The sequence below is a fragment of the Paracoccus sp. pheM1 genome (assembly GCF_018499825.1).
Classification (GTDB): domain Bacteria; phylum Pseudomonadota; class Alphaproteobacteria; order Rhodobacterales; family Rhodobacteraceae; genus Paracoccus; species Paracoccus versutus.
The window spans coordinates 2,356,368-2,374,852 of record NZ_JAGXCX010000001.1 but is presented as its reverse complement, the minus strand read 5'-3'; the positions used below and the strand labels follow the sequence as shown (position 1 = coordinate 2,374,852).

General features: G+C 69.2%; 22 protein-coding genes. 8 read left to right on the top strand and 14 right to left on the bottom strand.

Annotation, left to right across the window (positions count from 1 at the left end; genetic code table 11):
• Nucleotides 1-66 precede the first annotated feature (66 nt).
• The 3 genes from surE to KF941_RS12030 are packed head-to-tail and all read left to right on the top strand — an operon-like array spanning nucleotide 67 to nucleotide 2,724.
• Nucleotides 67-861: a 5'/3'-nucleotidase SurE gene (gene surE / locus KF941_RS12040; RefSeq protein WP_036751602.1), complete on the top strand. Its 795-nt coding sequence runs from the start codon at nucleotides 67-69 to the stop codon at nucleotides 859-861.
• 8 nt (nucleotides 862-869) lie between these two features.
• On the top strand, nucleotides 870-1,520 hold the full coding sequence (locus tag KF941_RS12035; protein WP_036751599.1) for a protein-L-isoaspartate(D-aspartate) O-methyltransferase: 651 nt from the start codon (nucleotides 870-872) through the stop codon (nucleotides 1,518-1,520).
• Nucleotides 1,521-1,551: 31 nt separating this feature from the next.
• Nucleotides 1,552-2,724, top strand: coding sequence for a LysM peptidoglycan-binding domain-containing protein (locus KF941_RS12030; protein ID WP_214273430.1), 1,173 nt, complete (start codon nucleotides 1,552-1,554; stop codon nucleotides 2,722-2,724).
• 30 nt (nucleotides 2,725-2,754) lie between these two features.
• Here the strand turns inward: KF941_RS12030 and kynU are convergent, their stop codons facing one another.
• The 14 genes from kynU to KF941_RS11960 all read right to left on the bottom strand — a co-directional run bounded on the left by kynU (nucleotide 2,755) and on the right by KF941_RS11960 (nucleotide 14,076).
• Complete coding sequence (kynU, locus tag KF941_RS12025; RefSeq protein WP_214273429.1) at nucleotides 2,755-3,999, bottom strand: kynureninase; 1,245 nt, start codon at nucleotides 3,997-3,999, stop codon at nucleotides 2,755-2,757.
• Entirely contained in the window at nucleotides 3,996-5,045 is a 1,050-nt protein-coding gene (locus KF941_RS12020; protein WP_116223181.1) for a substrate-binding domain-containing protein, read from the bottom strand. Before KF941_RS12020 ends, kynU begins: the two co-directional genes overlap by 4 nt.
• 328 nt (nucleotides 5,046-5,373) lie before the next feature.
• Nucleotides 5,374-5,661 carry an I78 family peptidase inhibitor gene (locus tag KF941_RS12015; protein ID WP_214273428.1) on the bottom strand — a complete coding sequence of 96 codons (288 nt, stop codon included), beginning with the start codon at nucleotides 5,659-5,661 and terminating at the stop codon, nucleotides 5,374-5,376.
• Between the two features lie 2 nt (nucleotides 5,662-5,663).
• Nucleotides 5,664-6,002 (bottom strand): hypothetical protein, encoded by a 339-nt coding sequence (locus KF941_RS12010; RefSeq protein ID WP_024842717.1) that lies wholly within the window; start codon nucleotides 6,000-6,002, stop codon nucleotides 5,664-5,666.
• A gap of 120 nt (nucleotides 6,003-6,122) precedes the next feature.
• Complete coding sequence (locus tag KF941_RS12005) at nucleotides 6,123-6,767, bottom strand: TetR/AcrR family transcriptional regulator (RefSeq protein ID WP_036751594.1); 645 nt, start codon at nucleotides 6,765-6,767, stop codon at nucleotides 6,123-6,125.
• Between the two features lie 475 nt (nucleotides 6,768-7,242).
• Entirely contained in the window at nucleotides 7,243-7,629 is a 387-nt protein-coding gene (locus KF941_RS12000) for a hypothetical protein (protein ID WP_214273427.1), read from the bottom strand.
• Complete coding sequence (locus KF941_RS11995; protein ID WP_214273426.1) at nucleotides 7,626-8,732, bottom strand: flagellar type III secretion system protein FlhB; 1,107 nt, start codon at nucleotides 8,730-8,732, stop codon at nucleotides 7,626-7,628. The genes KF941_RS12000 and KF941_RS11995 overlap by 4 nt, the downstream gene beginning before the upstream one ends.
• Nucleotides 8,729-9,487 (bottom strand): flagellar biosynthetic protein FliR, encoded by a 759-nt coding sequence (locus KF941_RS11990; RefSeq protein WP_214273425.1) that lies wholly within the window; start codon nucleotides 9,485-9,487, stop codon nucleotides 8,729-8,731. The genes KF941_RS11995 and KF941_RS11990 overlap by 4 nt, the downstream gene beginning before the upstream one ends.
• Entirely contained in the window at nucleotides 9,484-11,565 is a 2,082-nt protein-coding gene (locus KF941_RS11985) for a flagellar biosynthesis protein FlhA (protein ID WP_214273424.1), read from the bottom strand. The genes KF941_RS11990 and KF941_RS11985 overlap by 4 nt, the downstream gene beginning before the upstream one ends.
• Nucleotides 11,562-11,843: a hypothetical protein gene (locus tag KF941_RS11980; RefSeq protein ID WP_036751584.1), complete on the bottom strand. Its 282-nt coding sequence runs from the start codon at nucleotides 11,841-11,843 to the stop codon at nucleotides 11,562-11,564. The genes KF941_RS11985 and KF941_RS11980 overlap by 4 nt, the downstream gene beginning before the upstream one ends.
• Nucleotides 11,840-12,706, bottom strand: a complete 867-nt coding sequence (gene motA / locus KF941_RS11975) for a flagellar motor stator protein MotA (protein WP_116223175.1) — start codon at nucleotides 12,704-12,706, stop codon at nucleotides 11,840-11,842. The genes KF941_RS11980 and motA overlap by 4 nt, the downstream gene beginning before the upstream one ends.
• Nucleotides 12,707-12,714: 8 nt before the next feature.
• Nucleotides 12,715-13,257, bottom strand: coding sequence for a hypothetical protein (locus KF941_RS11970; protein WP_036751579.1), 543 nt, complete (start codon nucleotides 13,255-13,257; stop codon nucleotides 12,715-12,717).
• The gene (locus KF941_RS11965; RefSeq protein WP_036751577.1) at nucleotides 13,250-13,597 is read right to left on the bottom strand and encodes a hypothetical protein; all 348 of its coding nucleotides are present in this window, start codon (nucleotides 13,595-13,597) and stop codon (nucleotides 13,250-13,252) included. Before KF941_RS11965 ends, KF941_RS11970 begins: the two co-directional genes overlap by 8 nt.
• A complete protein-coding gene (locus tag KF941_RS11960; RefSeq protein ID WP_036751574.1) occupies nucleotides 13,594-14,076 on the bottom strand; it encodes a flagellar basal body-associated FliL family protein in 483 nt (160 codons plus the stop codon). Before KF941_RS11960 ends, KF941_RS11965 begins: the two co-directional genes overlap by 4 nt.
• Before the next feature lie 114 nt (nucleotides 14,077-14,190).
• Between KF941_RS11960 and fliF the strand changes: the two genes are divergently transcribed.
• From fliF to KF941_RS11935, 5 genes are all read left to right on the top strand, one after another.
• On the top strand, nucleotides 14,191-15,750 hold the full coding sequence (gene fliF / locus KF941_RS11955; RefSeq protein WP_214273423.1) for a flagellar basal-body MS-ring/collar protein FliF: 1,560 nt from the start codon (nucleotides 14,191-14,193) through the stop codon (nucleotides 15,748-15,750).
• Complete coding sequence (locus KF941_RS11950; RefSeq protein WP_072461407.1) at nucleotides 15,747-16,307, top strand: hypothetical protein; 561 nt, start codon at nucleotides 15,747-15,749, stop codon at nucleotides 16,305-16,307. Before fliF ends, KF941_RS11950 begins: the two co-directional genes overlap by 4 nt.
• 2 nt (nucleotides 16,308-16,309) lie before the next feature.
• Nucleotides 16,310-16,567: a FliM/FliN family flagellar motor C-terminal domain-containing protein gene (locus KF941_RS11945; RefSeq protein ID WP_072461405.1), complete on the top strand. Its 258-nt coding sequence runs from the start codon at nucleotides 16,310-16,312 to the stop codon at nucleotides 16,565-16,567.
• Nucleotides 16,564-17,289 (top strand): flagellar type III secretion system pore protein FliP, encoded by a 726-nt coding sequence (fliP, locus tag KF941_RS11940; RefSeq protein ID WP_083539034.1) that lies wholly within the window; start codon nucleotides 16,564-16,566, stop codon nucleotides 17,287-17,289. Before KF941_RS11945 ends, fliP begins: the two co-directional genes overlap by 4 nt.
• 135 nt (nucleotides 17,290-17,424) lie before the next feature.
• Entirely contained in the window at nucleotides 17,425-18,480 is a 1,056-nt protein-coding gene (locus KF941_RS11935; protein WP_214273422.1) for an efflux RND transporter periplasmic adaptor subunit, read from the top strand.
• Nucleotides 18,481-18,485 lie beyond the last annotated feature (5 nt).

Here is an 18,485-nt window from a genome sequence, read left to right as displayed (position 1 = left end):
AGATAACGGCAAGGGACGCGGGCGGCGTGGACAGCGGCCCGGCGCGGCCGCCGGACAGGGAAGACCATGCGCATTCTGATTACCAACGACGACGGCATCAACGCTCCGGGACTCGAGACGCTGGAGGCGATCGCGACCGAGGTCGCCGGTCCGGGCGGCGAGGTCTGGACCGTCGCCCCCGCCTTCGAGCAATCGGGCGTCGCCCATTGCATCAGCTATGTCCACCCGACGCTGATCGCCGAGCTGGGCCCGCGCCGCTATGCCGCCGAGGGCACGCCGGCCGATTGCGTGCTGGCCGCCATCGCCGACGTGATGCGGGACAATCCCCCGGACCTGGTGCTGTCGGGCGTGAACCGCGGCAACAACTCGGGCGAGAACGTGATGTATTCCGGCACCGTGGGCGGCGCGATGGAGGCGGCGCTGCAGGGCCTGCCCGCCATCGCGCTGTCGCAATACATGGGCCAGCGCACCGCGGCGCTGGACGATCCGTTCCAGGCGGCCCGGATGCATGGGCCGCGGCTGATCCGGCAATTGCTGGATTACGGCGACTGGACCTCGGACCAGGATTTCCGGCTGTTCTACAACATCAACTTCCCGCCCTGCGACGCGGCCTCGGTCAAGGGCACGCGGGTCGCGCCCCAGGGCCGCCGCCAGGGCGTCCGCTTCGAGGTCGAGCCCTATCACGCCCCGAACGGGCGGCGGTTCCTGTGGGTGCTGGGCGGCTCGCAGACCGCGCAGGCCACGCCAGAGAGTGACGTGGACGCGAATATGCGCGACTATATCTCTCTGACGCCGATGCGGCCGGACCTGACCTGCCACAAGACCCTGGCCGAATTGCGCGGCGTGCTGGAGGAGGGCTGAACCTGGGCATGAGCGACGATCCCGAGACCGCCGAACGCAAGATGCGCTTCCTGTTCGCGCTGCGGCAGCGCGGGGTCACGGATCCGCGCGTGCTGGAGGCGATGGAGCGCATCGACCGCGGCGAGTTCGTGCGCGGCCATTTCGAGGATCGCGCCTATGACGACACGCCGCTGCCCATTCCCTGCGGCCAGACCATCAGCCAGCCCTCGGTCGTGGGGCTGATGACGCAGGCGCTGGAGGTCGGGCCGCGCGACAAGGTGCTGGAGATCGGCACCGGCTCGGGCTACCAGGCGGCGGTGCTGTCGCTCTTGTGCCGCCGGGTCTATACCATCGACCGCCACCGCCGGCTGGTGGCCGAGGCCGAGGCGCTGTTTCGCCACCTGGGCCTGCCCAACATCACCGCGCTGGTCGCCGACGGCTCGCGCGGGCTGCCCGAGCAGGCGCCCTTCGATCGCATCATGGTGACGGCGGCGGCCGAGGATCCGCCGGGCCCGCTCTTGGCGCAGTTGAAGATCGGCGGTATCATGGTGGTGCCGGTCGGGCAGTCGGATGCGGTCCAGACCCTGATCCGCGTGCGGCGCGGCGAAAGCGGCTTTGACTATGACGAATTGCGGCAGGTGCGCTTCGTGCCGCTGGTCGAGGGGTTGGGACAGACATGACCCCCGGCCGTCCAGAGTGAGGAACGGGCAGATGATCAAGATCAGGCAGTTGGCGATGCTCGCCGGCGCTGCGGTGGCGCTGGCGTCCTGCGGGCCGCAGGGTGGCCTGGATTTCAGCAATTTCGACCCCGACCTGCGGCGTTGGGGCCGGGGCGGGCTGGAAACCTCCGGGGCGGCGGCGCGGGCCCAGCCCCGTCCGGCGCCGGACCAGCGCGGCGTGATCTCCTATCCGGGCTACCAGGTCGCCATCGCGCGGCAGGGCGATACGGTGGCCACCATCGCCGCCCGGCTGGGGCTGAACGCGGCCGAACTGGCCAGGTACAACGCCATCGAGGCCAATACCGTGCTGAACCCCGGCGCGGTGGTCGCCCTGCCGCGCCGCGTTTCCGCCGGGGTGCCGGCGGCGGCGCCTGTCGTCTCGTCCACCGGGCAGGTCAGCGATCCCTTTGCCGGGCAGGGCGTGCGGCAGCCGAACGTGCCCCCGGCCGCGGGGGCGGCGGGGGCGGTGACGGCGCAGACCCTGCCGGCCGCCAGCCAGCCCCGCCAGCATGTCGTCGCCGCCGGCGAGACGGCCTGGTCCATCGCCCGCAAATACAATGTCTCGGTCAACGACCTGGCCCAGTGGAACGGGCTGACGCAGCAGATGACGCTGCGCACCGGCCAGCGCCTGCTGATCCCCGTCGCCGGGCAAAGCCGCCCCGCCACGGCGGTCGTCACCGCGCCCGGAACCGGAAGCCCGACGCCCCGGCCGCCATCCTCGGCCGAGCCCCTGCCGAACGAGCGCACGCAGCCCGCCGCCAGCGCGGTGAACAAGCCGGCCGGCCCCGACCTGGGCCAGACCCGCACCGCCGCCTCGGGCAGCGGCAAGTTCCGCATGCCCGCCAACGGCGCCATCATCCGCACCTACCAGAAGGGCAAGAACGACGGCATCGACATTTCCGCGGCACCCGGCAGCACGGTTGCGGCCGCCGGCAGCGGCACCGTCGCCGCCATCACCCGCGACACCGACCAGGTGCCGATCATCGTCGTGCGCCACGAAGGCAACCTGATGACCGTCTATGCCGGGCTCGAGGATGTCGCCGTGACCAAGGGCCAGTCCGTCAACGCCGGCACCCCGCTGGGCAAGACCCGCAGCCAGGGCGTCGTGCATTTCGAGGTGCGCAACGGCTTCGACAGCGTCGATCCCGAGAAATACCTGAACTAGCCGCCCTGCGGCGCCGGGCGCATTCGTCCCTCAGGTCACGGCGGCGGGCCGGGCAAAGCGCGGGTCTTTCCAGCTTGCGCTTTTCAGCACCTCCTCCAGCACCTCGACCGCGCGCAGCACGTCGACATGGCGCAGGTAGAGCGGCGCAAAGCCGAAGCGCAGCGTCGAGGGCGCGCGGAAATCGCCGATCACCCCGCGCGCGATCAGCGCCTGCATCACCGGCCAGGCGTGGTCGTGGCCGAAGGCGACCTGGCTGCCGCGGCGGGCGGGTTCGCGCGGGCTTTCCAGCGTTAGCCCCAGCCCGGCGCAGCGCGCCTCGACCAGCCGGATGAACAGATCGGTCAGGGCCAGGCTTTTCGCCCGCAAGACGTCCATGTCCACCCTGTCCCAGATCGCCAGCGCGCCCTTGAGCGCCCGCATCGACAGGATCGGCTGGGTGCCGCATTGAAAGCGGCGGATGCCGGGGTCGCCCTCGTATCCCGTCTCGAAGGCGAAGGGCCGGGCATGGCCCCACCATCCGCTGAGCGGTTGGCGCGCCTGCCCCAGGTGCCGGTGCGCGACATAGACGAAGGCCGGCGAACCCGGCCCGCCGTTCAGGTATTTATAGGTGCAGCCGACGGCGAAATCCGCCCCCGCCGCGTCCAGTTCCACCGGCAGCGCCCCGGCCGAATGGCACAGATCCCAGACGGCGATGGCGCCCGCCGCCTGGATGCGCGCAGTCAGGGCCGCCATGTCGCGCAATTCGCCGGTCTTGTAGTTCACATGGTTGACCAGCACGGCGGCGACATCGGTATCCAGCAGATCCTCGATGGTGGCGCCGTCCACGCCCTCCAGCCGCAGCCGCGCGCCGGGCAGGGTCGAGGCGACGCCCTCGGCGATATAGAGGTCGGTCGGGAAGCTGCCGCTTTCCGCGACGATGGTGCGGCGCCCCGGCCGCAGCGCCATGGCGGCATGCAGCGCCTTGTAGATGTTGACCGAGGTGGTGTCCGCCACCACCACCTGCCCCGGCGCCGCGCCGACCAGCCGGCCGATGCGCTCGCCCAGCTCGACCGGCAGGTCGAACCAGCCGGCGCCATTCCAGCTGCGGATCAGCTGGCCGGCCCATTCGTCGCGGGCGGCGCGCAGCAGCTCCTCTTGCGCGGCGTGGGTCGGCACGCCCAGGGAATTGCCGTCCAGATAGACTTCGTCCGGGGACAGGATGAAGGCGTCGCGCAGGTGGCGCAGCGGGTCTTGCGCGTCCATCGCCTCGATCGCGGCACGGTCGGGAAGGGTCATGGCTCGTCCTTGTCGAATGGCTCCGGCGCCGGGCCGGTCGAGTTGCGGATGATCAGCTCATGCGGGCCCACGCGCTGCAATTCCTTCAGCGGCCGGCCCTCGAGCAGGCCGGCCAGGCAATCGGCCAGCGGCTCCCAGCTGTCGCGCAGCGGCGCCTTGGTCACGCTGAGCGCCGGGAAGAAGGCCGAGGCCCGCAGCGCCGGCAGGTGGTCGTCATGCGCCATGACCGAGACATCGCCGGGTATCCCCAGCCCCAGCGCCTCGAGCGCCTTGTAGACGCCCTTGGCGATATGGACATGGCTGCAGATGATCGCGGTCGGGGGCCGGTCGCCCTGGCGGAACATCTCGACGGTCGAGACCAGCCCCAGCGCCTCGGTCATCTCGCCGTGCCGGGTCAGCGCCGGGTCGAAGGCGATGCCGGCCTGCTCCAGCGCCCGGCGATAGCCGCGCAGCCGGGCCGAGGCGAAGCTCAGCCCCGGCCGGCCGTTGATCAGCGCGATGCGGCGATGGCCAAGCCCGGTCAGGTGGCTGGCCATCTGGTGCAGGATGCCTTCGTTCTCGATGTCGAAATAGGCGTGGTCGGGCGCCGGGCCGATGCGGCCATGCACCACGAAGGGGATGTCGTTGTCGCGCAGGAAGGCCGCGCGCGGGTCGTCGTCCGAGGGGCTGAACAGCACGAAACCGTCCAGAACCCCGTTGCCGATCAGGCGCTTGTAGACCTCGATGACCGGCTCTTGCGGGCGGGTGACATGCAGCACGAATTGCATGCCGCGCCCCGAGAATTGCGCCGAAAGCCCGGCGACGCCCTCCATGAACAGCCCGTCCTCGGCCAGGTTGGTCGATTGCGGCACCACCAGCGCCACCATGCCCGAACGCCCGGTCACCAGCTTGCGCGCCGAGATATTGGCCTGATAGTTCAGCGACCGCGCCACGGCCTTGACCCGTTTGCGCGTCGTCTCGTTCACATCGGAATGGTCGTTCAGCGCCCGGCTGGTCTGCGTGATCGACAGCCCGGCGGCCCGCGCGACATCCTTCAGCGTGGCCAATTCCCAGCTCCTCCTTGGGCCGCCTGCTTGCCCCGGAAAGGTCTAGAGCATCCGCCCCAGCCGGTCCATAGCCGCGATCCTGGCATGGCGCGCGGCAAGGCCCGGCCCTTGCCGGATCGGCCGCGCCTTGGGTCCAGCCCGGCGCGGCGCAACCGGGCTGGCCGGCCCCATATCGTAGCGCATATCGCGAAAGGCGCGGCCCGGTGGAACCGGCCGCCAGGGAATGCGGCGTGCTTCCGACCCAAAGGCCCCTGGGGCCTAGGACTTCGTCATGCCGCAAGCGCGTCGCATGGGGGCGCGGCGGTTCCGCCCGCCGCAGCCATGCGTGTCAATAACAGCCGATCTTGGCGATCCGGCCGTTCTCGCCGATCTCGAAATTCATCCGGTCGGCGCGGTAATCCATCGTCACCGCATCGCGCGGGCCGATGATGCGGGTGCCGGCGGGCAGGATCATCCTGTCCAGCACCGCGCGCGGCTGGCCGACCAGGCCCCGGAACGGCGCCGCGTTGCAGCTGTCGGCCTGCGACGCCGGCGGCTGCGCCGGGGGCGGGGCCTCGGCACAGGCTGCCAGCGCGCAAAGCGGCGCCAGCAGCAGGAAACGCCCGATCCTCCGCATCGTCAGCCGCAATCGATATTGTAGATATTGCCTGCCGCATCCAGCCGGAAGACGATGCGCAGCGGATCGTATTCCTGCGGCTCGATGCCGCGATATTCGACGACGCGATAATCGCGGGTCACGCCCAGGGTCGGGATGATGCTGCCGGGCTGGCCCAGGGCCGAGACATAGTTCTTGGCATGGCAGGCGTCAGGTTCGCGCGATTCCAGCCCGCTGACACCGGCCACCGGCACGGGCGGCAGCGGCGCGACGGCCGGAACCGGCTCGGGCGCCGGCGCATAGGCCGGGGCGCAGGCGGCCAGGGGGGCAAGGGCAAGAAGCGCGATCAGGGCTCGGGTCATCGGGCAATCATCCAGTAAGGGAATTTCTGGCGCGGCAGCATAAGGGCGCGGCGTCGGAATGAGAAGCGGCGCCTTGACGATTGCGGCGCGGCGTTGCTGCGAAACCGCGGGTGCGGCGGCCTATTCGGCCGCCTCGGCCAGCGCGTTCCGGCCGTTGCCGTAGCAGGACAGGAACATGGCCACCGCGCTGCGGTTCACCTTGCGCAGAAGCTCCTTGTCCACCGATTGCGGTCCCAGGAACAGGGCGCGGTCGTGGATCGTGACCCCGGCCAGCTCGATAAGCTGGTCGGCGGCCAGTTCCAGGTCGGGAATGCGCAATTCGCCGCGTTCGATGCAGCGCTCCAGATAGCCGATCAGCTGCTGGCGCAGCAGCGCCGGCCCCGATTCGTAATATTCCTGCGCGAGCGAGGGGAAGCGCTCGGCCTCGCCCACGCTGACCCGGAAGATCCGCAGCCCGAATTCCGAGATCATATGCGCCGAGATGATCTGGACGATGAAGGGCAGCACCTGCTCGACCGGCAGCTCGACCTCGATCAGGGCGCTGGCATCGGCCGCCTCGCGGGCAAGCTCGTTGCGGAAAACCTCCATGAACATGACGCGCTTGTCGGGAAAATAGCTGTAGAGCGTCGCCTTGGACACTGCTGCCTCGCGGGCGATGTCATCGACACTCGCCCCCTCGAAGCCATCGCGCAGAAAAATGGTCCGGGCGCCCTCCAGCACCTGCAAGAATTTGCGACCACGCGTTACCGGAAGAGCCTTAGGCATCCGCTAGAACCCCCTCATTACTCCTTAACCTGCCCTGCGTGTCCCGCAGAACGGAACTCAGACACCGTAACGCCGACGCAAATCGAGCCTTCCCGTTCCATAAGGGCAAACCGGATTCGTTGCAAAGGTTCTGCGCGGTGAAGTACAATATGTCTAAAAGTTGTTTCCTGATTGGCCCAGCATCTCCGTTGGATCAATAGCGAATCGTCTTTGCCGGGGCGGCCTTGTGACGCGGATGGCAAAAACCTGAAGAAGCGGCGCATTTTGCCGACCCGCATCGCCCCGCGCCGGCCGGATGGGAAGGCCGCGGGCGCGAAAAAAATTCGCAGGCGCCACGCCCGCTTGGCATGATTCGCCTGCGCGGGGCTCCTGGATCGGCCACGGTCGCCGCCCCGGCCAGGCCGGCCGTCGGGCAGGGCAGGCATCTGCCCTCCGGCTTGCCGGGCTAGCGGCGTTTTGTCGCAGGCCCGCGCCGTCATCCGCCGCCCCGCCGCGCCCTGTCGCGCCGCGCCTGCGCCTCCAGATCCTTTCGCAGCGCCTGCACGGCCTCGCCGCGGCCGAATTCGCGCGCGGCCGCCTGCCGGGCCAGCTCATAGCCGGGCAGGATCCGGGCCAGCTCTTCCTCGGCGGCCAGCAGCGCCCGGCTGCGTTCCCCGGCCAGCGCGTTGGTCAGCCGCGCCTCGGCCACGGAAAACGGCTGGTCGGCGCGATAGATCGCCTGAAGCTCGGTCTCCAGCTGGCCGATCCGATGGCGCGTCGCCTCGACATGGGCGCGAAAGGCGGCCAGGCGGCGCATCTCCATATCCGCCTTGAGCCGGGCGATCCGCTCCAGCCCGGCCAGCGCGTCGCGGTCCTGTCTCATGCTTCCTCCCTGCGGCGGGGGGCGCCGCCCCAGCCCTCGCGCGCCTTCTTGCGCATGGCCTCGGCAAAGCGGATCGCGGCGGCGACCGGGGCGAAATGCTCGGGCCTGATCTCGTGCCCGATCTCGACCGTGGCATGCAGCGCGCGGGCGCAGGGCGGATCCGACCAGATCGGCACCTGGTGTTCCTGCGCGCGCTCGCGGATGCGGCGGGCGACCTCGTCCACCCCTTTCGCCAGGCAGACCGGTGCCCGGCCGCTGCCGCGCTTCCATTCCAGCGCCACGGCGAAATGCGTCGGGTTGACGATGATCACATCGGCCTTTTCGACATCGGCCAGCATGGTGCTGAGCACGATGTCCACGCCCTTTTGCCGGCGTGCGGCCTTCAGGTGGGGGTCGCCCTCGTTCTCCTTGTGCTCGTCCTGCATCTCCTGGCGGGACATGCGGTGCCGCTTGAGGTATTCCAGGCGCTTCCAGATCAGGTCGATGACGGCGAAGACCGCGCCGATCCCCAGCGCCAGCAGCACCGCCCGGCGCAGGATCAGGCCCAGCCCCTCGACCCATTGCAGATCCTGCATGGCGCCCGAGGCCATCAGCCAGGACAGGAGCGAGGCGTAAAGGAACCAGCCGCCCACCCCGACCAGCAGCGCCTTTCCCAGCGAGATGGCAAAGGCGACCAGCCCGCTCTTGCCGAATTTCTGCGCGGCGTTCTTGACCGGGTTGATGCGCTTGAAATCGGGCAGCAGCTTCTTGGGCGTCAGCACGACCGAGTGCTGCGCCACCATGCCCAGCAGGATCGGCAGGGCGATGATCGCCACGCCGGCCAGGGTCGCCAGCCCCGCCTGTCCCGCAAGGGCGCGGGCCAGGTCGGTGACGGTGCGGCCCTCGCCGTCGGGCCAGGGCTCGCCGCCAAGCGCGCGCGCGGCCATGCCGATCCATGCCGGCGCGGCCCAGGCGCTGGCAAACAGCGCCGCGAACCAGAAGCCCAGATACATCAGCGCCGATTGCAGTTCGGCCGAGCGGGGGACGTCGCCTTCCTGCCGCGCCTTGCGCAGCTTGCTTTCCGAGGCGTCGAATTGCTTGTCGTCGCTGCTTTCCTGGCTCATCGCAGCAGCGTTCCCATCTTGCCGAGGACCACATCGGCCCAGACGGACAGGATCGAGGGCGCCAGCACGACCAGCGCCAGCAAGGCCAGCAGGATCGCGCCGGGGGCGACGATGAAGACGACCGGCAGCGTGGGCATGACCTTGCTGATCATGCCCGACAGCACCTGGAACAGGAACCCGCCCAGGATGAAGGGCGCCGCCAGCAGCATGGCCAGAACGAAGCCCTGCCCGACAAGCGCGACGGCGCTGGAGAGCACCTCGGAGACCTGCGGCCAGTCGCCCAAGGGCCGCAGCACCAGGCTTTCGCGCAACAGGTCGAAGGCGAGGATCGGAAAGCCCAGGGCCATCAGCAGGGCGAGGCCCGCCAGGTGCATCAGGTTGCCGATCGGATGCGGGGAATATTCGTTGGCGGCGCCGATCAGTTGCGACAGCGATGCGGTCGCGGCCATGGCCGTCGCCGCGATGTCCAGCGCCACCGCGAAGAGCCGCACCAGCCCGCCCAGCACCAGCCCGGTCAGGATCTCGGCCCCGGCCAGGGCGGCCAGGTGCAGCAGGCTGCCGATGTCCCCAAGGGGCTGCGCGCCTTCCGCCAGCAGGGGCGTGACCGCCATGGCCAGCGCGGCGCGCACCCGCACCGGCAGGGCGCGTTCGGAAAAGACCGGCAGCATCGCGAAACAGGCCTGCACCCGGCAATAGGTCAGCATCAGCGTGGCCAGCATGGCCGCCAGGCGCGGATCGGCCAGGAATTGCGTCATGGCGCCACCGTGCCGCGCAGCCGGATCTGCGCGGCGGGGTCGATCTCGTCCAGCCCCAGCACCGGCGTCGCGATCCCGGCCGAGGACAGCATCATCCGCACCAGGCGCCTGCGGTGATCGGGCACCGCAAGCACCACCTCCAGTCCGGGGGACAGGCCGGCCAGGGTGGCCTGGACGGCCTCGGCCAGGCGTTTCTGGATCTGCGGGACGGCACTGGCCCCGGCCCTGGCGCCCTCGGCCTCGCCGCGGGCGATCTCGGCCTCCCATTGCGGATGCAGCTGCAGCAACCCCAGATAGCCGTCCTGATCCAGGAACTGTTCGGTGATCTGGCCGCGCAGGCGCTTGCGCACCTGTTCATAGACGGCCTCGGGCGAGGCGGCATTGCGCGATTCGTGAACCGCGTCGGTGATGAGAACCAGGTTGCGGATCGAGATGCGTTCCTCCAGCAGGCCGCGCAGCACGGCCAGCAGCATCTCGGGCGACACCTTGTCGGGCACCATGCTGTCGAAGAAGCGCTGGTTGACCTGGGCGCGATGCTCGTCCGAAACGCCGCACAGCTCGCGGATCATGCGTTGCATCGAGGACAGGGTCAGAAGCGCGGGCAGGTTGGTCTTGACCACCTCCATCAGATGCGTGGACAGAACCTCCATCGGGGTGACGACGGTGGCGCCGGCGATCGCCGCCTCGTCCTGCCATTCCGGGGCGATCCAGCGCGCGGCGCTGTCGTAGACCGGCTCGCGCACGCTTTCGCCCGCAAGCCCCTCGAGCGTGGATTCCGCCCCCAAGGCCAGCACGCCCTGCGGCCGCAGGACGCCCTTGCCGCGCACCACGCCGTGCAGTCGGATGACATATTCGCCGTCCTGGAAGCCGGTGCCGTCGGTGATGCGGACATCGGGCAGGATCAGCCCGTAGGCGCGGGCGATATGCAGCCGCAGGTTGGTGATGCGCTGGCCCAGCCCGCGCGCCGGGTCCAGCGCGCTGACGATCAGCCCCGCACCGATCTCGACGCAGATCTCGTCGGTGTCCAGCACGTCGCCGATGCGGGTCGGCGCAGGTGCGGCGTTCCGGGGCTCGTCCGGCGCGGCCCTGGGGGCCGCCTTGTCCTGGCGGGCGCGGATGAACCAGGCCGTCGTGCCCAGCACCGCCGCCAGGCCGAAGAACACCAGCGTCGGCATGCCGGGCACCATGCCGATGACCAGCATCCCGACCGCGCTGATGAAGGGCACCTGCCAGTTGCTGAGGAATTGCTGCGACAGAAGGTCCGCCGTCGTCTCGGTCGCGCCGCCGCGTGACAGCAGCAGCGCCGCCGCCATCGAGGTGATCAGCGCCGGGATCTGGCTGACCAGCCCGTCGCCGATGGTCAGCTTGGAATAGGTGCTCATCGCCTCGCCCAGGGGCATGCCGTGCAAAAGGACGCCCGCGGCCAGGCCGACGAACAGGTTGATCAGCGTGATGACCAGGCCGGCGATGGCGTCGCCCTTGACGAATTTCGACGCGCCGTCGAGCGAGCCGAAGAAGCTGATCTCGCGCTGTTCGCGGGCGCGGCGGCGCTTGGCCTCGTCATGGTCGATGGCGCCCGAGTTCAGGTCGCCGTCGATGGCCAGCTGCTTGCCGGGCAGCGAATCCAGCGCGAAGCGGGCCGAGACCTCGGCCATGCGCCCCGACCCCTTGGTGATGACCATGAAGTTCACCACCGTGATCACGGCAAACACCGTCAGCCCGACCAGGAGCGAGCCGCCGGCGACGAATTCCGCAAAGGCCTGGATGACATGGCCCGCTGCGGCGGTGCCGTTCTGGCCGTCGGTCAGGATCAGTCGCGTCGACGAGATGTTCAGCGACAGCCGGATCAGCAGCGAGACCAGCAGCAGGACCGGGAAAGCCTGGAAATCGGTGGGCTTTTCCACCAGCGAGGCCATCACCAGGATCAGCGTCGCGCTGGCGATGGACAGTGCGATCCCCAGGTCCAGCAGCCGCGCCGGCATGGGGATGACCATGGACAGCACGATCAGCAGCAGAACCCCGGTGATGATCAGCGGCCGCGCCGCCCAGCCGGTTGCGGATGTCTCGGCAAGGCTCATTCCTGGGCTCCCTGGGGGCTGGGGGGTCTGGCGGGTTCAAGCAGGCGCTCGATGCTCCAGGCCGGGCCGGCCAGCATGCCCGAGCGCCTGAGAAAGATCAGGACTTCGATCCGGTCCGCGGGCGAAAGCCGCATCAGCCTGTCGCCCATGTCGGCCGGCAGCGGCTCGCCGTAAAGCAGCCGGTCGGTCGCCTCGCGGATCAGGCCGTCGCGGGTCGGCGCCCCGTCCGGGCCGGGTCCGGCGGCAAGCGCCGCGGACAGGATCAGCACCGCGATCACGATGCCCTCTTCAGCTCGCGCAGCGCGTTCTCGACGTCGCCGAACGAGGGGCGGACATGTTCGGGCGCGGATTGCCGGCCCACCTCGACGCAAAGGTTGGTCGCATGCTGGTGCAGCCCGGCGATCAGCACCGACTTGATCACGTCGTAGAAGGCCTGGTCCTGCCTGGTCACCGCCCCAAGCCGCTGGGCGAAGGGCGCGACGAGCCCATAGGCCAGGAACACGCCCAGGAAGGTGCCGACCAGGGCGCCGCCGATCATCTTGCCCAGCACCTCGGGCGGCTGGTCGATCGAGCTCATGGTCTTGATCACGCCCAGCACGGCGGCGACGATCCCCAGCGCCGGCAGGGCGTCGGCCATATTCTGCAGCGCATGCGGCGCATGCATGGCTTCCTCGTTCATCAGCCCGATGCGCTGCGAAAGCATCTCCTCGACCTGATAGGGGTCGTCGTAGTTCAGGCTGGCCGAGCGCAGGGTGTCGGCGATCAGCGTCACCACATGCTCGTCGGCCAGGATCCGCGGATAGGCCTGGAAGATCGGCGAGGAGCCGGGGTTCTCGATATGCTCTTCCAGCTCGACCGGGCTGGCGCGGGCGATCCGCAGCAGCTGGAACAGCAGGCACAGCACGTCCTGCACGTCGGATTCGTGCCAGCGCGGCCCCTTGAGCGAGCGGCCGATGCCGCCCAGCGCCTGCTTGATCACCACCGTCTCGTTGGACAGCAGGAACGAGCCGATCGCCGCCCCGCCGATCATCATCATCTCGAAGGGCAGCGAATGCAGGATGACCCCCAGCTTTCCGCCGGCCAGAAGGTAGCCGCCGAAGACCATCGCGAAGGTCACGACAATGCCGATCATGCCGAACATCTGTTCACCTACTTCCCGGCGGCCCGAAGGGCGCCCATGTATGAGGTCAGGACCGCGGCATGGCCCGGCTCGACCGAGGCCATGATGCGTGCGCCGGTTTCCGGCTGGACGCGGGCAAGGATCTGCGCGGCGAAATCCGGCGGCAGGTTCGACAGGACCATGGCCGCCTGTTCCGGCTTCATCTGGTCGTAGACCGCGATCAGCCGTGCGATGTCCTCGGTCTGCGCTTGGCTTTGGCCCCGGTTGTTCTGGGCGATCTGCTGCTTGATCTTGCGCAGTTCGATAAGCCGCTCGGTCAGCCGCCTTTCGGCCGAGGCGATCTCGGCCTTGCGACGCTCGATGTCCTGCATGTAGCGGTCGATGCGCAAGGCGCGTTCGCGCAGCGTCTCGGCCAAGGCCACCGCTTCGGGGACATCGGTGCAGCCGGCCATCAGCTCGGACGGCACGGCATGGGCCGACAGGCGCGACAGCCCGTCCATCAGCATCGCCGCCTGGCCGGCCGCGGCCAGGATCATCACGCCGCCCAGGATCGACAGGACCGGCTTACGCATCGGCCACCGCCCCCTCGCGCCGCCGGCGGCGTTGCAGCCGGTTCGGCCGCTGCGGGCCGGGCTCGGCGAATTTCTGCTGGAGCATCCAGAAGGCGCGTTCCTGCTTGGCGCGCTCGATCTCGTCGGCAAGGGCCTGGGTGGCGGCGGTGGCTTCGGCCTTGGCCAGCAGGATGGATTTCTCCAGCCGGCCGATCTCGCTGGTCATGACGGCGATGGCGCCGCCCAGGCCGGTCTCCAGGTCGTTCAGCTTGCGCAGCCGGCGGGCCAGCATGAAGCAGAATCCCGACAGCCCGATGGTGAAGGTGATCAGAACGACCTGTAAAAGCTGCGCAATCGTCATTGGATCCTGAACTCCGTGATGAGGACATCGGTGAACGCCTCCTTGCCCAGGACGAAGACGGCGCGGGTCGCCAGCTCGTCGCGGACGATGTCCAATATTCCGCGCTTTTCGAAAGCCGCGGGGTCTATGTCGGTGAGAAAGCCGTTGAAGCTGTCCAGCAGGCGCGGGATCAGGTGCTCGACCTCGGCGCGGCGGTTCTGGTCGGTCTCGATCTTGACCGTCATCACCAGGGTCCGCGCCCGCGGCCCGGCCAGCGTCAGCACGATCTGGGGAATGTCGACGAAAGCCACGGCCGGCGCGGCCACGGGCTGCACCTTTTCCTGCCTGGGCGCCAGAAGCGACATGGGCGACCAGAAGCCAAGCCAGGTCGAGGCGAAGCCCGCCCCGCCCAGGACAAGGGCCAGCCCCAGCGGCAGCAGGATGCGCTTGATCCCCCCGCCGGTTTTTTCTTCCGCGTTGATGTCGGCGACATCGGTCATGGTGATTCTCCGTCCGTCCGGGGACTGGATATCACCAGCGGGCTAACCAATTCTTAATCGCCCCCGTGCCATGAAGGTCGCGACAAGGATCACGGCGATTCGAAGGGGACGGTTTTGCTGAAGCTGCAGGACTACTGGCGCGAAAGAAGCGCAAGACAAAGGGCCGTGCTGGCGGCTGCCTTCCTGTTCACCTTTGCCGCCATTGCCGGGCTTTCCTGGCTGGCCAGCCGGCCCGGCATGGCGCTGCTGTATTCGGGGCTGGATTCGCAGCAATCCGGCGCCGTCATGACAGCGGTCGAGAAATCCGGCGTCCCCTATCAGATCCGGGGCGATTCGATCTGGGTCGCGGAAAGCCGGCGCGACGAATTGCGCATGATGCTGGCCGGCGAGGGGCTGCCCTCGGCCGGGGGCAAGGGCTATGAAATCCTGGACGGCATGTCGGGCTTCGGCACCACCTCGCAGATGTTCGACGCCGCCTATTGGCGCGCCAAGGAGGGCGAGCTGGCGCGCACCATCCTGGCCCTGCCGAACGTCAAGGCGGCGCGCGTGCACCTGGCGGTCCCGCAGGGCCGCGGCTATCGGCGCGAGGCCGAGGCGACCGCCTCGGTCACGCTGACGACCGACGGCACGCCGATCAACCGCAGCCAGGCCAAGGCGCTGAAGTTCCTGGTTTCCTCGGGCGTGCCGGGCATGTCGGCGGACCGGGTGGCGGTGATCGACAGCGAACGCGGCGTCATTTCCTCGGGCGAGGATTTCGCCGGCGAGGACCGCGAGGCCGAGATGAAGCGCAATGTCGAGCGCATCCTGGCCGCGCATGTCGGCCATGGCAACGCCATCGTCGAGCTGCACCTGGACGTGGTCAACGAATCCGAACTGCTGACCGAGCAGCGCTTCGACCCGCAGGAACGCGCCCTGATCTCGCAGGAAAGCGAGGAAAGCGCCGACGAAAGCAGCAATGCGCAGCAGGGCGCGGTCACGGCCGCCTCGAACCTGCCCGAGGGCCAGGAGAATGCCGGCGACCAAAGCCGCTCGTCGCGGTCGGAAACCCGCCAGCGCTCGAATTTCGAGGTCAGCAAGGTCACGCGCGAGGTGACGCGCCAGCCCGGCGCCACCCGGCGCCTGACCGTCGCCGTGCTGGTGAACGGCGTCGCCCGGACCGAGGCCAATGGCGAAACCGCATTGGTGCCGCGCGAAGAGGCCGAGCTTCAGGCGATTCGCGAACTCGTCGCCTCGGCCGTGGGCTTCGACGAGGGGCGGGGCGATGCGATCACCGTGAAATCGCTGGCCTTCGCCTCGCTGTCCGAGGCGGGCACCCTGGCCAGCACCGGCGGCCTCCTGTCCAGGCTGGACCTGAACGGGCTGATCCGCATCGCGCTGGTCGGCTTTTTCGCGCTGGCGTTGGCGGCCTTCCTGCTGCGCCCGCTGCTTCGCTCGAGGCCCGTGGGCAATCCGGCGCCCGCCCTGCTGGACCGCTCGGAGCCGCCGGCGGCCGCCAGGGCCGAGGGGGCCCCCCTGCCGGCCCAGGCCAGCATTGTCCCCGAGATCGACTTCACGCCCATGGGGGCAGAGGACGGCGATCCGGTCGGGCGGCTCAAGGAACTGATGAAATCGCGCAAGGACGAAAGCCTGCAGATCCTGTCGGGCTGGATCGAGAAACGTGAGGATGCGCTATGAGACCTGCCGCGCTTCGGCTTGATTCGTTTTCCTCGGGCGCTGCGGATGCCGGGCAGCTGGCCGCCGCGATCGAGCGCGAGGAAGCCTTTCAATGCGGCTATGAAAAGGGCCTGGCCGAGGGACGAGAGGCCAGCCTGGATGCGCTGACCCAGGCGCTGGCCGAGTTTCGCCGCGACATGCAGATCGGCCAGGAAAAAGAGGCCGCGTTGCGCGCCGATCTCCGCAAGGCGCTGGCGCCGGTGCTGCACGCGCTGGTGGACCTGCTTGGCCCGCGCTCGCAAAGGGAACGGCTGCGGCTTGCCCTGGCCGAGGAGGTGGCGCGCATCGTCGAGCATGCGCCGGACCGCACGCTGGTGGTCCGTTGCCCGCAAGACCTGCACCCGGACCTGGCCGATTGCCTGGACCGCGCGCAATTTCCCCAGGTTCGGATCGAGAACCTGCCGCCGGGCCGGGAGATGGTCGAGTTGGTCGCCGGCCAGGGCACGATCCTCTTTGACCCTGCGGCGGCCGGGGCCGAACTGAAGGCCATCATCGACGACATCAAGACCGAGGACTGATCATGGACGATCTTGCCAGCCTTATCGCCACCGACCAGATCCAGGTGGAAATCACCATCCGGCTGGGCGGCACGCAACTGACCGTCGCCGAGCTGTCGCGCCTGCGGCCGGACGACGTGCTGACCCTGGACCAGGACATGTCGGACGGCGTCGAGATCTGCGTCGGCGACAAGGTCATTGCGCGGGGGGAACTGGTCTCGGGCGATGAAACCGGCAACCGGCTTTGCGTCCGCATCCTCGGCCCGGCCAGCGCATCGTGATCCGGCTGGTCCTTGTCCTTGCCGCGTTGCTGCTGCCGCAGGTTGCGGCGGCGCAGGATCTGCCGCTGATCGACGCGGCGGGCCTCGATGCGGTGGCCGGCGGCATCGGCCGGCATTCGATCACCCTTCTGGCGGTGATGACGGCGCTGTCGCTGGCGCCGGGGATCGCCATCATGGTGACCTGCTTTCCCTTTATCGTGACGGTGCTGTCGATCCTGCGCCAGTCGCTGGGATTGCAGCAATCGCCGCCGAACATGCTGATCGTCAGCCTGGCCATGTTCCTGACCTGGTTCGTGATGAGCCCGGTTCTGACCGAGGCCTGGGAGGTCGCGGGCGCCCCCCTGCGCGATGGCGCGATCAGCGTCGAGCAGGCGTTCCAGCGCGGCATCGTGCCCTTCCGCGGCTTCATGGAGCATCGCACCGACCCCGAGATGCTGGCCACCCTGGCCGAGATCGCCCCCGATCCCCAGGCATCGCCCGACCGGCTGTCGGTGCTGATCCCCGCCTTCATGCTGAGCGAGATCCAGCGCGCGTTCGAGATCGGCTTCCTGGTCGCGCTGCCCTTTCTCATCATCGACCTTGTGGTTTCGGCCGTGCTGATGTCGATGGGCATGATGATGGTGCCGCCCGTCGTGGTGGCCCTGCCCTTCAAGCTGGCCTTCTTTGTCGTCGTGGACGGCTGGGGCATGATTGCGGCCGCGCTGGTGCGCAGCTATCAATAACAAACCGTTCGCCGGACGTTCCGGGCCAGCCTGGGGCCGGCGCATCCGCAAGGTCATGTCGTTCCGATATTTTCAGGAGCAGCGAATTTGAACATCCGACCGGAAACGGACAGCAGGCCAGGTGGGGGCAGGGCGATGCCCCGCCTGCTTGCGCTGATCCTGGCGCTTTTCGCGGCGGCGCCGGCCCTGGCCCAGGCCCCCCTGCGGGTCGAGTTCGTGCAGGTCGAGAAGGCCGCCCTGACCTTTGACGCCGCCCTGACCGGAACCGTCCATGCCAAGGACAGCGTCGATGTCGGTTTCCGGCTGGGCGGCCGCGTGATCGAGGTGCTGGTGCGCGAAGGCGATCACGTCACCCAAGGCCAGCCGCTGGCGCGGACCGATCCGGTGCAGCAGGAACAGGCGTTGCGCGTGGCGCAGGCGGCGGTCGCCTCGGCCGAGGCGGCCGAGGCCCAGGCCCGCCAGGCGCTGCAGCGCGCCGATGCGATGCTGAAGCGCGGCGTGGGCACGCGCGCCGCGCTTGACGCGGCAAGCCAGGCCCTGTCGGCGGCCAGCGGCGGGCTCGCGCAGGCGCGCTCCGCCCTGGGCCAGGCGCAGCGCGCGCTGGAGGATACGGTGATCCGCGCCCCCGGCGACGCCATCGTCACCGCGCGCCGGGCCGAGCCGGGACAGATCGTCGGGGCGGCGCAGGCGGTGATCTCGCTGGCTTCGGCCACCGGGCGCGAGGCGGTGTTCCAAAGCCCGGACACGCCGCTGCTGCGCGGTGCGATCGGCGCGCCGGTGACGCTGACGGGGATCGATTTTCCCGACCTGCACATGACCGCGCAGGTGACGGAGATCGCGCCGCTGGTCGATCCCGCCACCGGCTCGGTCACGGTGCGGGCCGAGATCGAGAACGCCCCGCCGACCGCCAGCCTGCTGGGCGCGGCGGTGCGGGGCGCGGTGCATTTCCCCGCAGGCAGCGGCATCGCCGTGCCCTGGACGGCGCTGACCTCGGTGGAGGGCGAGCCGGCGGTCTGGCTGGTGGGGGATGACAATCGCGTCTCTCTGGCGCCGGTTCGGATCGAGCGTTTCGCCAACGGCACGGTGATCCTGGGCGCCGGGGTGGAACCGGGGCAGACCGTGGTCGGGGCCGGGTCGCAGATGCTGTATCCCGACCGCGTGGTCGCGGATGCAGCGGTAGAGGGGGAATGATGCGC

What these genes read in the sequence shown, in the direction of transcription:
- surE (WP_036751602.1), top strand. Translation starts at nt 67, where the DNA reads ATGCGCATTCTGATTACCAACGACGACGGCATCAACGCTCCGGGACTC.
- KF941_RS12035 (WP_036751599.1), top strand. Translation starts at nt 870, where the DNA reads ATGAGCGACGATCCCGAGACCGCCGAACGCAAGATGCGCTTCCTGTTC.
- KF941_RS12030 (WP_214273430.1), top strand. Translation starts at nt 1,552, where the DNA reads ATGATCAAGATCAGGCAGTTGGCGATGCTCGCCGGCGCTGCGGTGGCG.
- kynU (WP_214273429.1), bottom strand. Translation starts at nt 3,999, where the DNA reads ATGACCCTTCCCGACCGTGCCGCGATCGAGGCGATGGACGCGCAAGAC.
- KF941_RS12015 (WP_214273428.1), bottom strand. Translation starts at nt 5,661, where the DNA reads ATGCGGAGGATCGGGCGTTTCCTGCTGCTGGCGCCGCTTTGCGCGCTG.
- KF941_RS12010 (WP_024842717.1), bottom strand. Translation starts at nt 6,002, where the DNA reads ATGACCCGAGCCCTGATCGCGCTTCTTGCCCTTGCCCCCCTGGCCGCC.
- KF941_RS12005 (WP_036751594.1), bottom strand. Translation starts at nt 6,767, where the DNA reads ATGCCTAAGGCTCTTCCGGTAACGCGTGGTCGCAAATTCTTGCAGGTG.
- KF941_RS12000 (WP_214273427.1), bottom strand. Translation starts at nt 7,629, where the DNA reads ATGAGACAGGACCGCGACGCGCTGGCCGGGCTGGAGCGGATCGCCCGG.
- KF941_RS11995 (WP_214273426.1), bottom strand. Translation starts at nt 8,732, where the DNA reads ATGAGCCAGGAAAGCAGCGACGACAAGCAATTCGACGCCTCGGAAAGC.
- KF941_RS11990 (WP_214273425.1), bottom strand. Translation starts at nt 9,487, where the DNA reads ATGACGCAATTCCTGGCCGATCCGCGCCTGGCGGCCATGCTGGCCACG.
- KF941_RS11985 (WP_214273424.1), bottom strand. Translation starts at nt 11,565, where the DNA reads ATGAGCCTTGCCGAGACATCCGCAACCGGCTGGGCGGCGCGGCCGCTG.
- motA (WP_116223175.1), bottom strand. Translation starts at nt 12,706, where the DNA reads ATGTTCGGCATGATCGGCATTGTCGTGACCTTCGCGATGGTCTTCGGC.
- KF941_RS11970 (WP_036751579.1), bottom strand. Translation starts at nt 13,257, where the DNA reads ATGCGTAAGCCGGTCCTGTCGATCCTGGGCGGCGTGATGATCCTGGCC.
- KF941_RS11965 (WP_036751577.1), bottom strand. Translation starts at nt 13,597, where the DNA reads ATGACGATTGCGCAGCTTTTACAGGTCGTTCTGATCACCTTCACCATC.
- KF941_RS11960 (WP_036751574.1), bottom strand. Translation starts at nt 14,076, where the DNA reads ATGACCGATGTCGCCGACATCAACGCGGAAGAAAAAACCGGCGGGGGG.
- KF941_RS11950 (WP_072461407.1), top strand. Translation starts at nt 15,747, where the DNA reads ATGAGACCTGCCGCGCTTCGGCTTGATTCGTTTTCCTCGGGCGCTGCG.
- KF941_RS11945 (WP_072461405.1), top strand. Translation starts at nt 16,310, where the DNA reads ATGGACGATCTTGCCAGCCTTATCGCCACCGACCAGATCCAGGTGGAA.
- KF941_RS11935 (WP_214273422.1), top strand. Translation starts at nt 17,425, where the DNA reads ATGCCCCGCCTGCTTGCGCTGATCCTGGCGCTTTTCGCGGCGGCGCCG.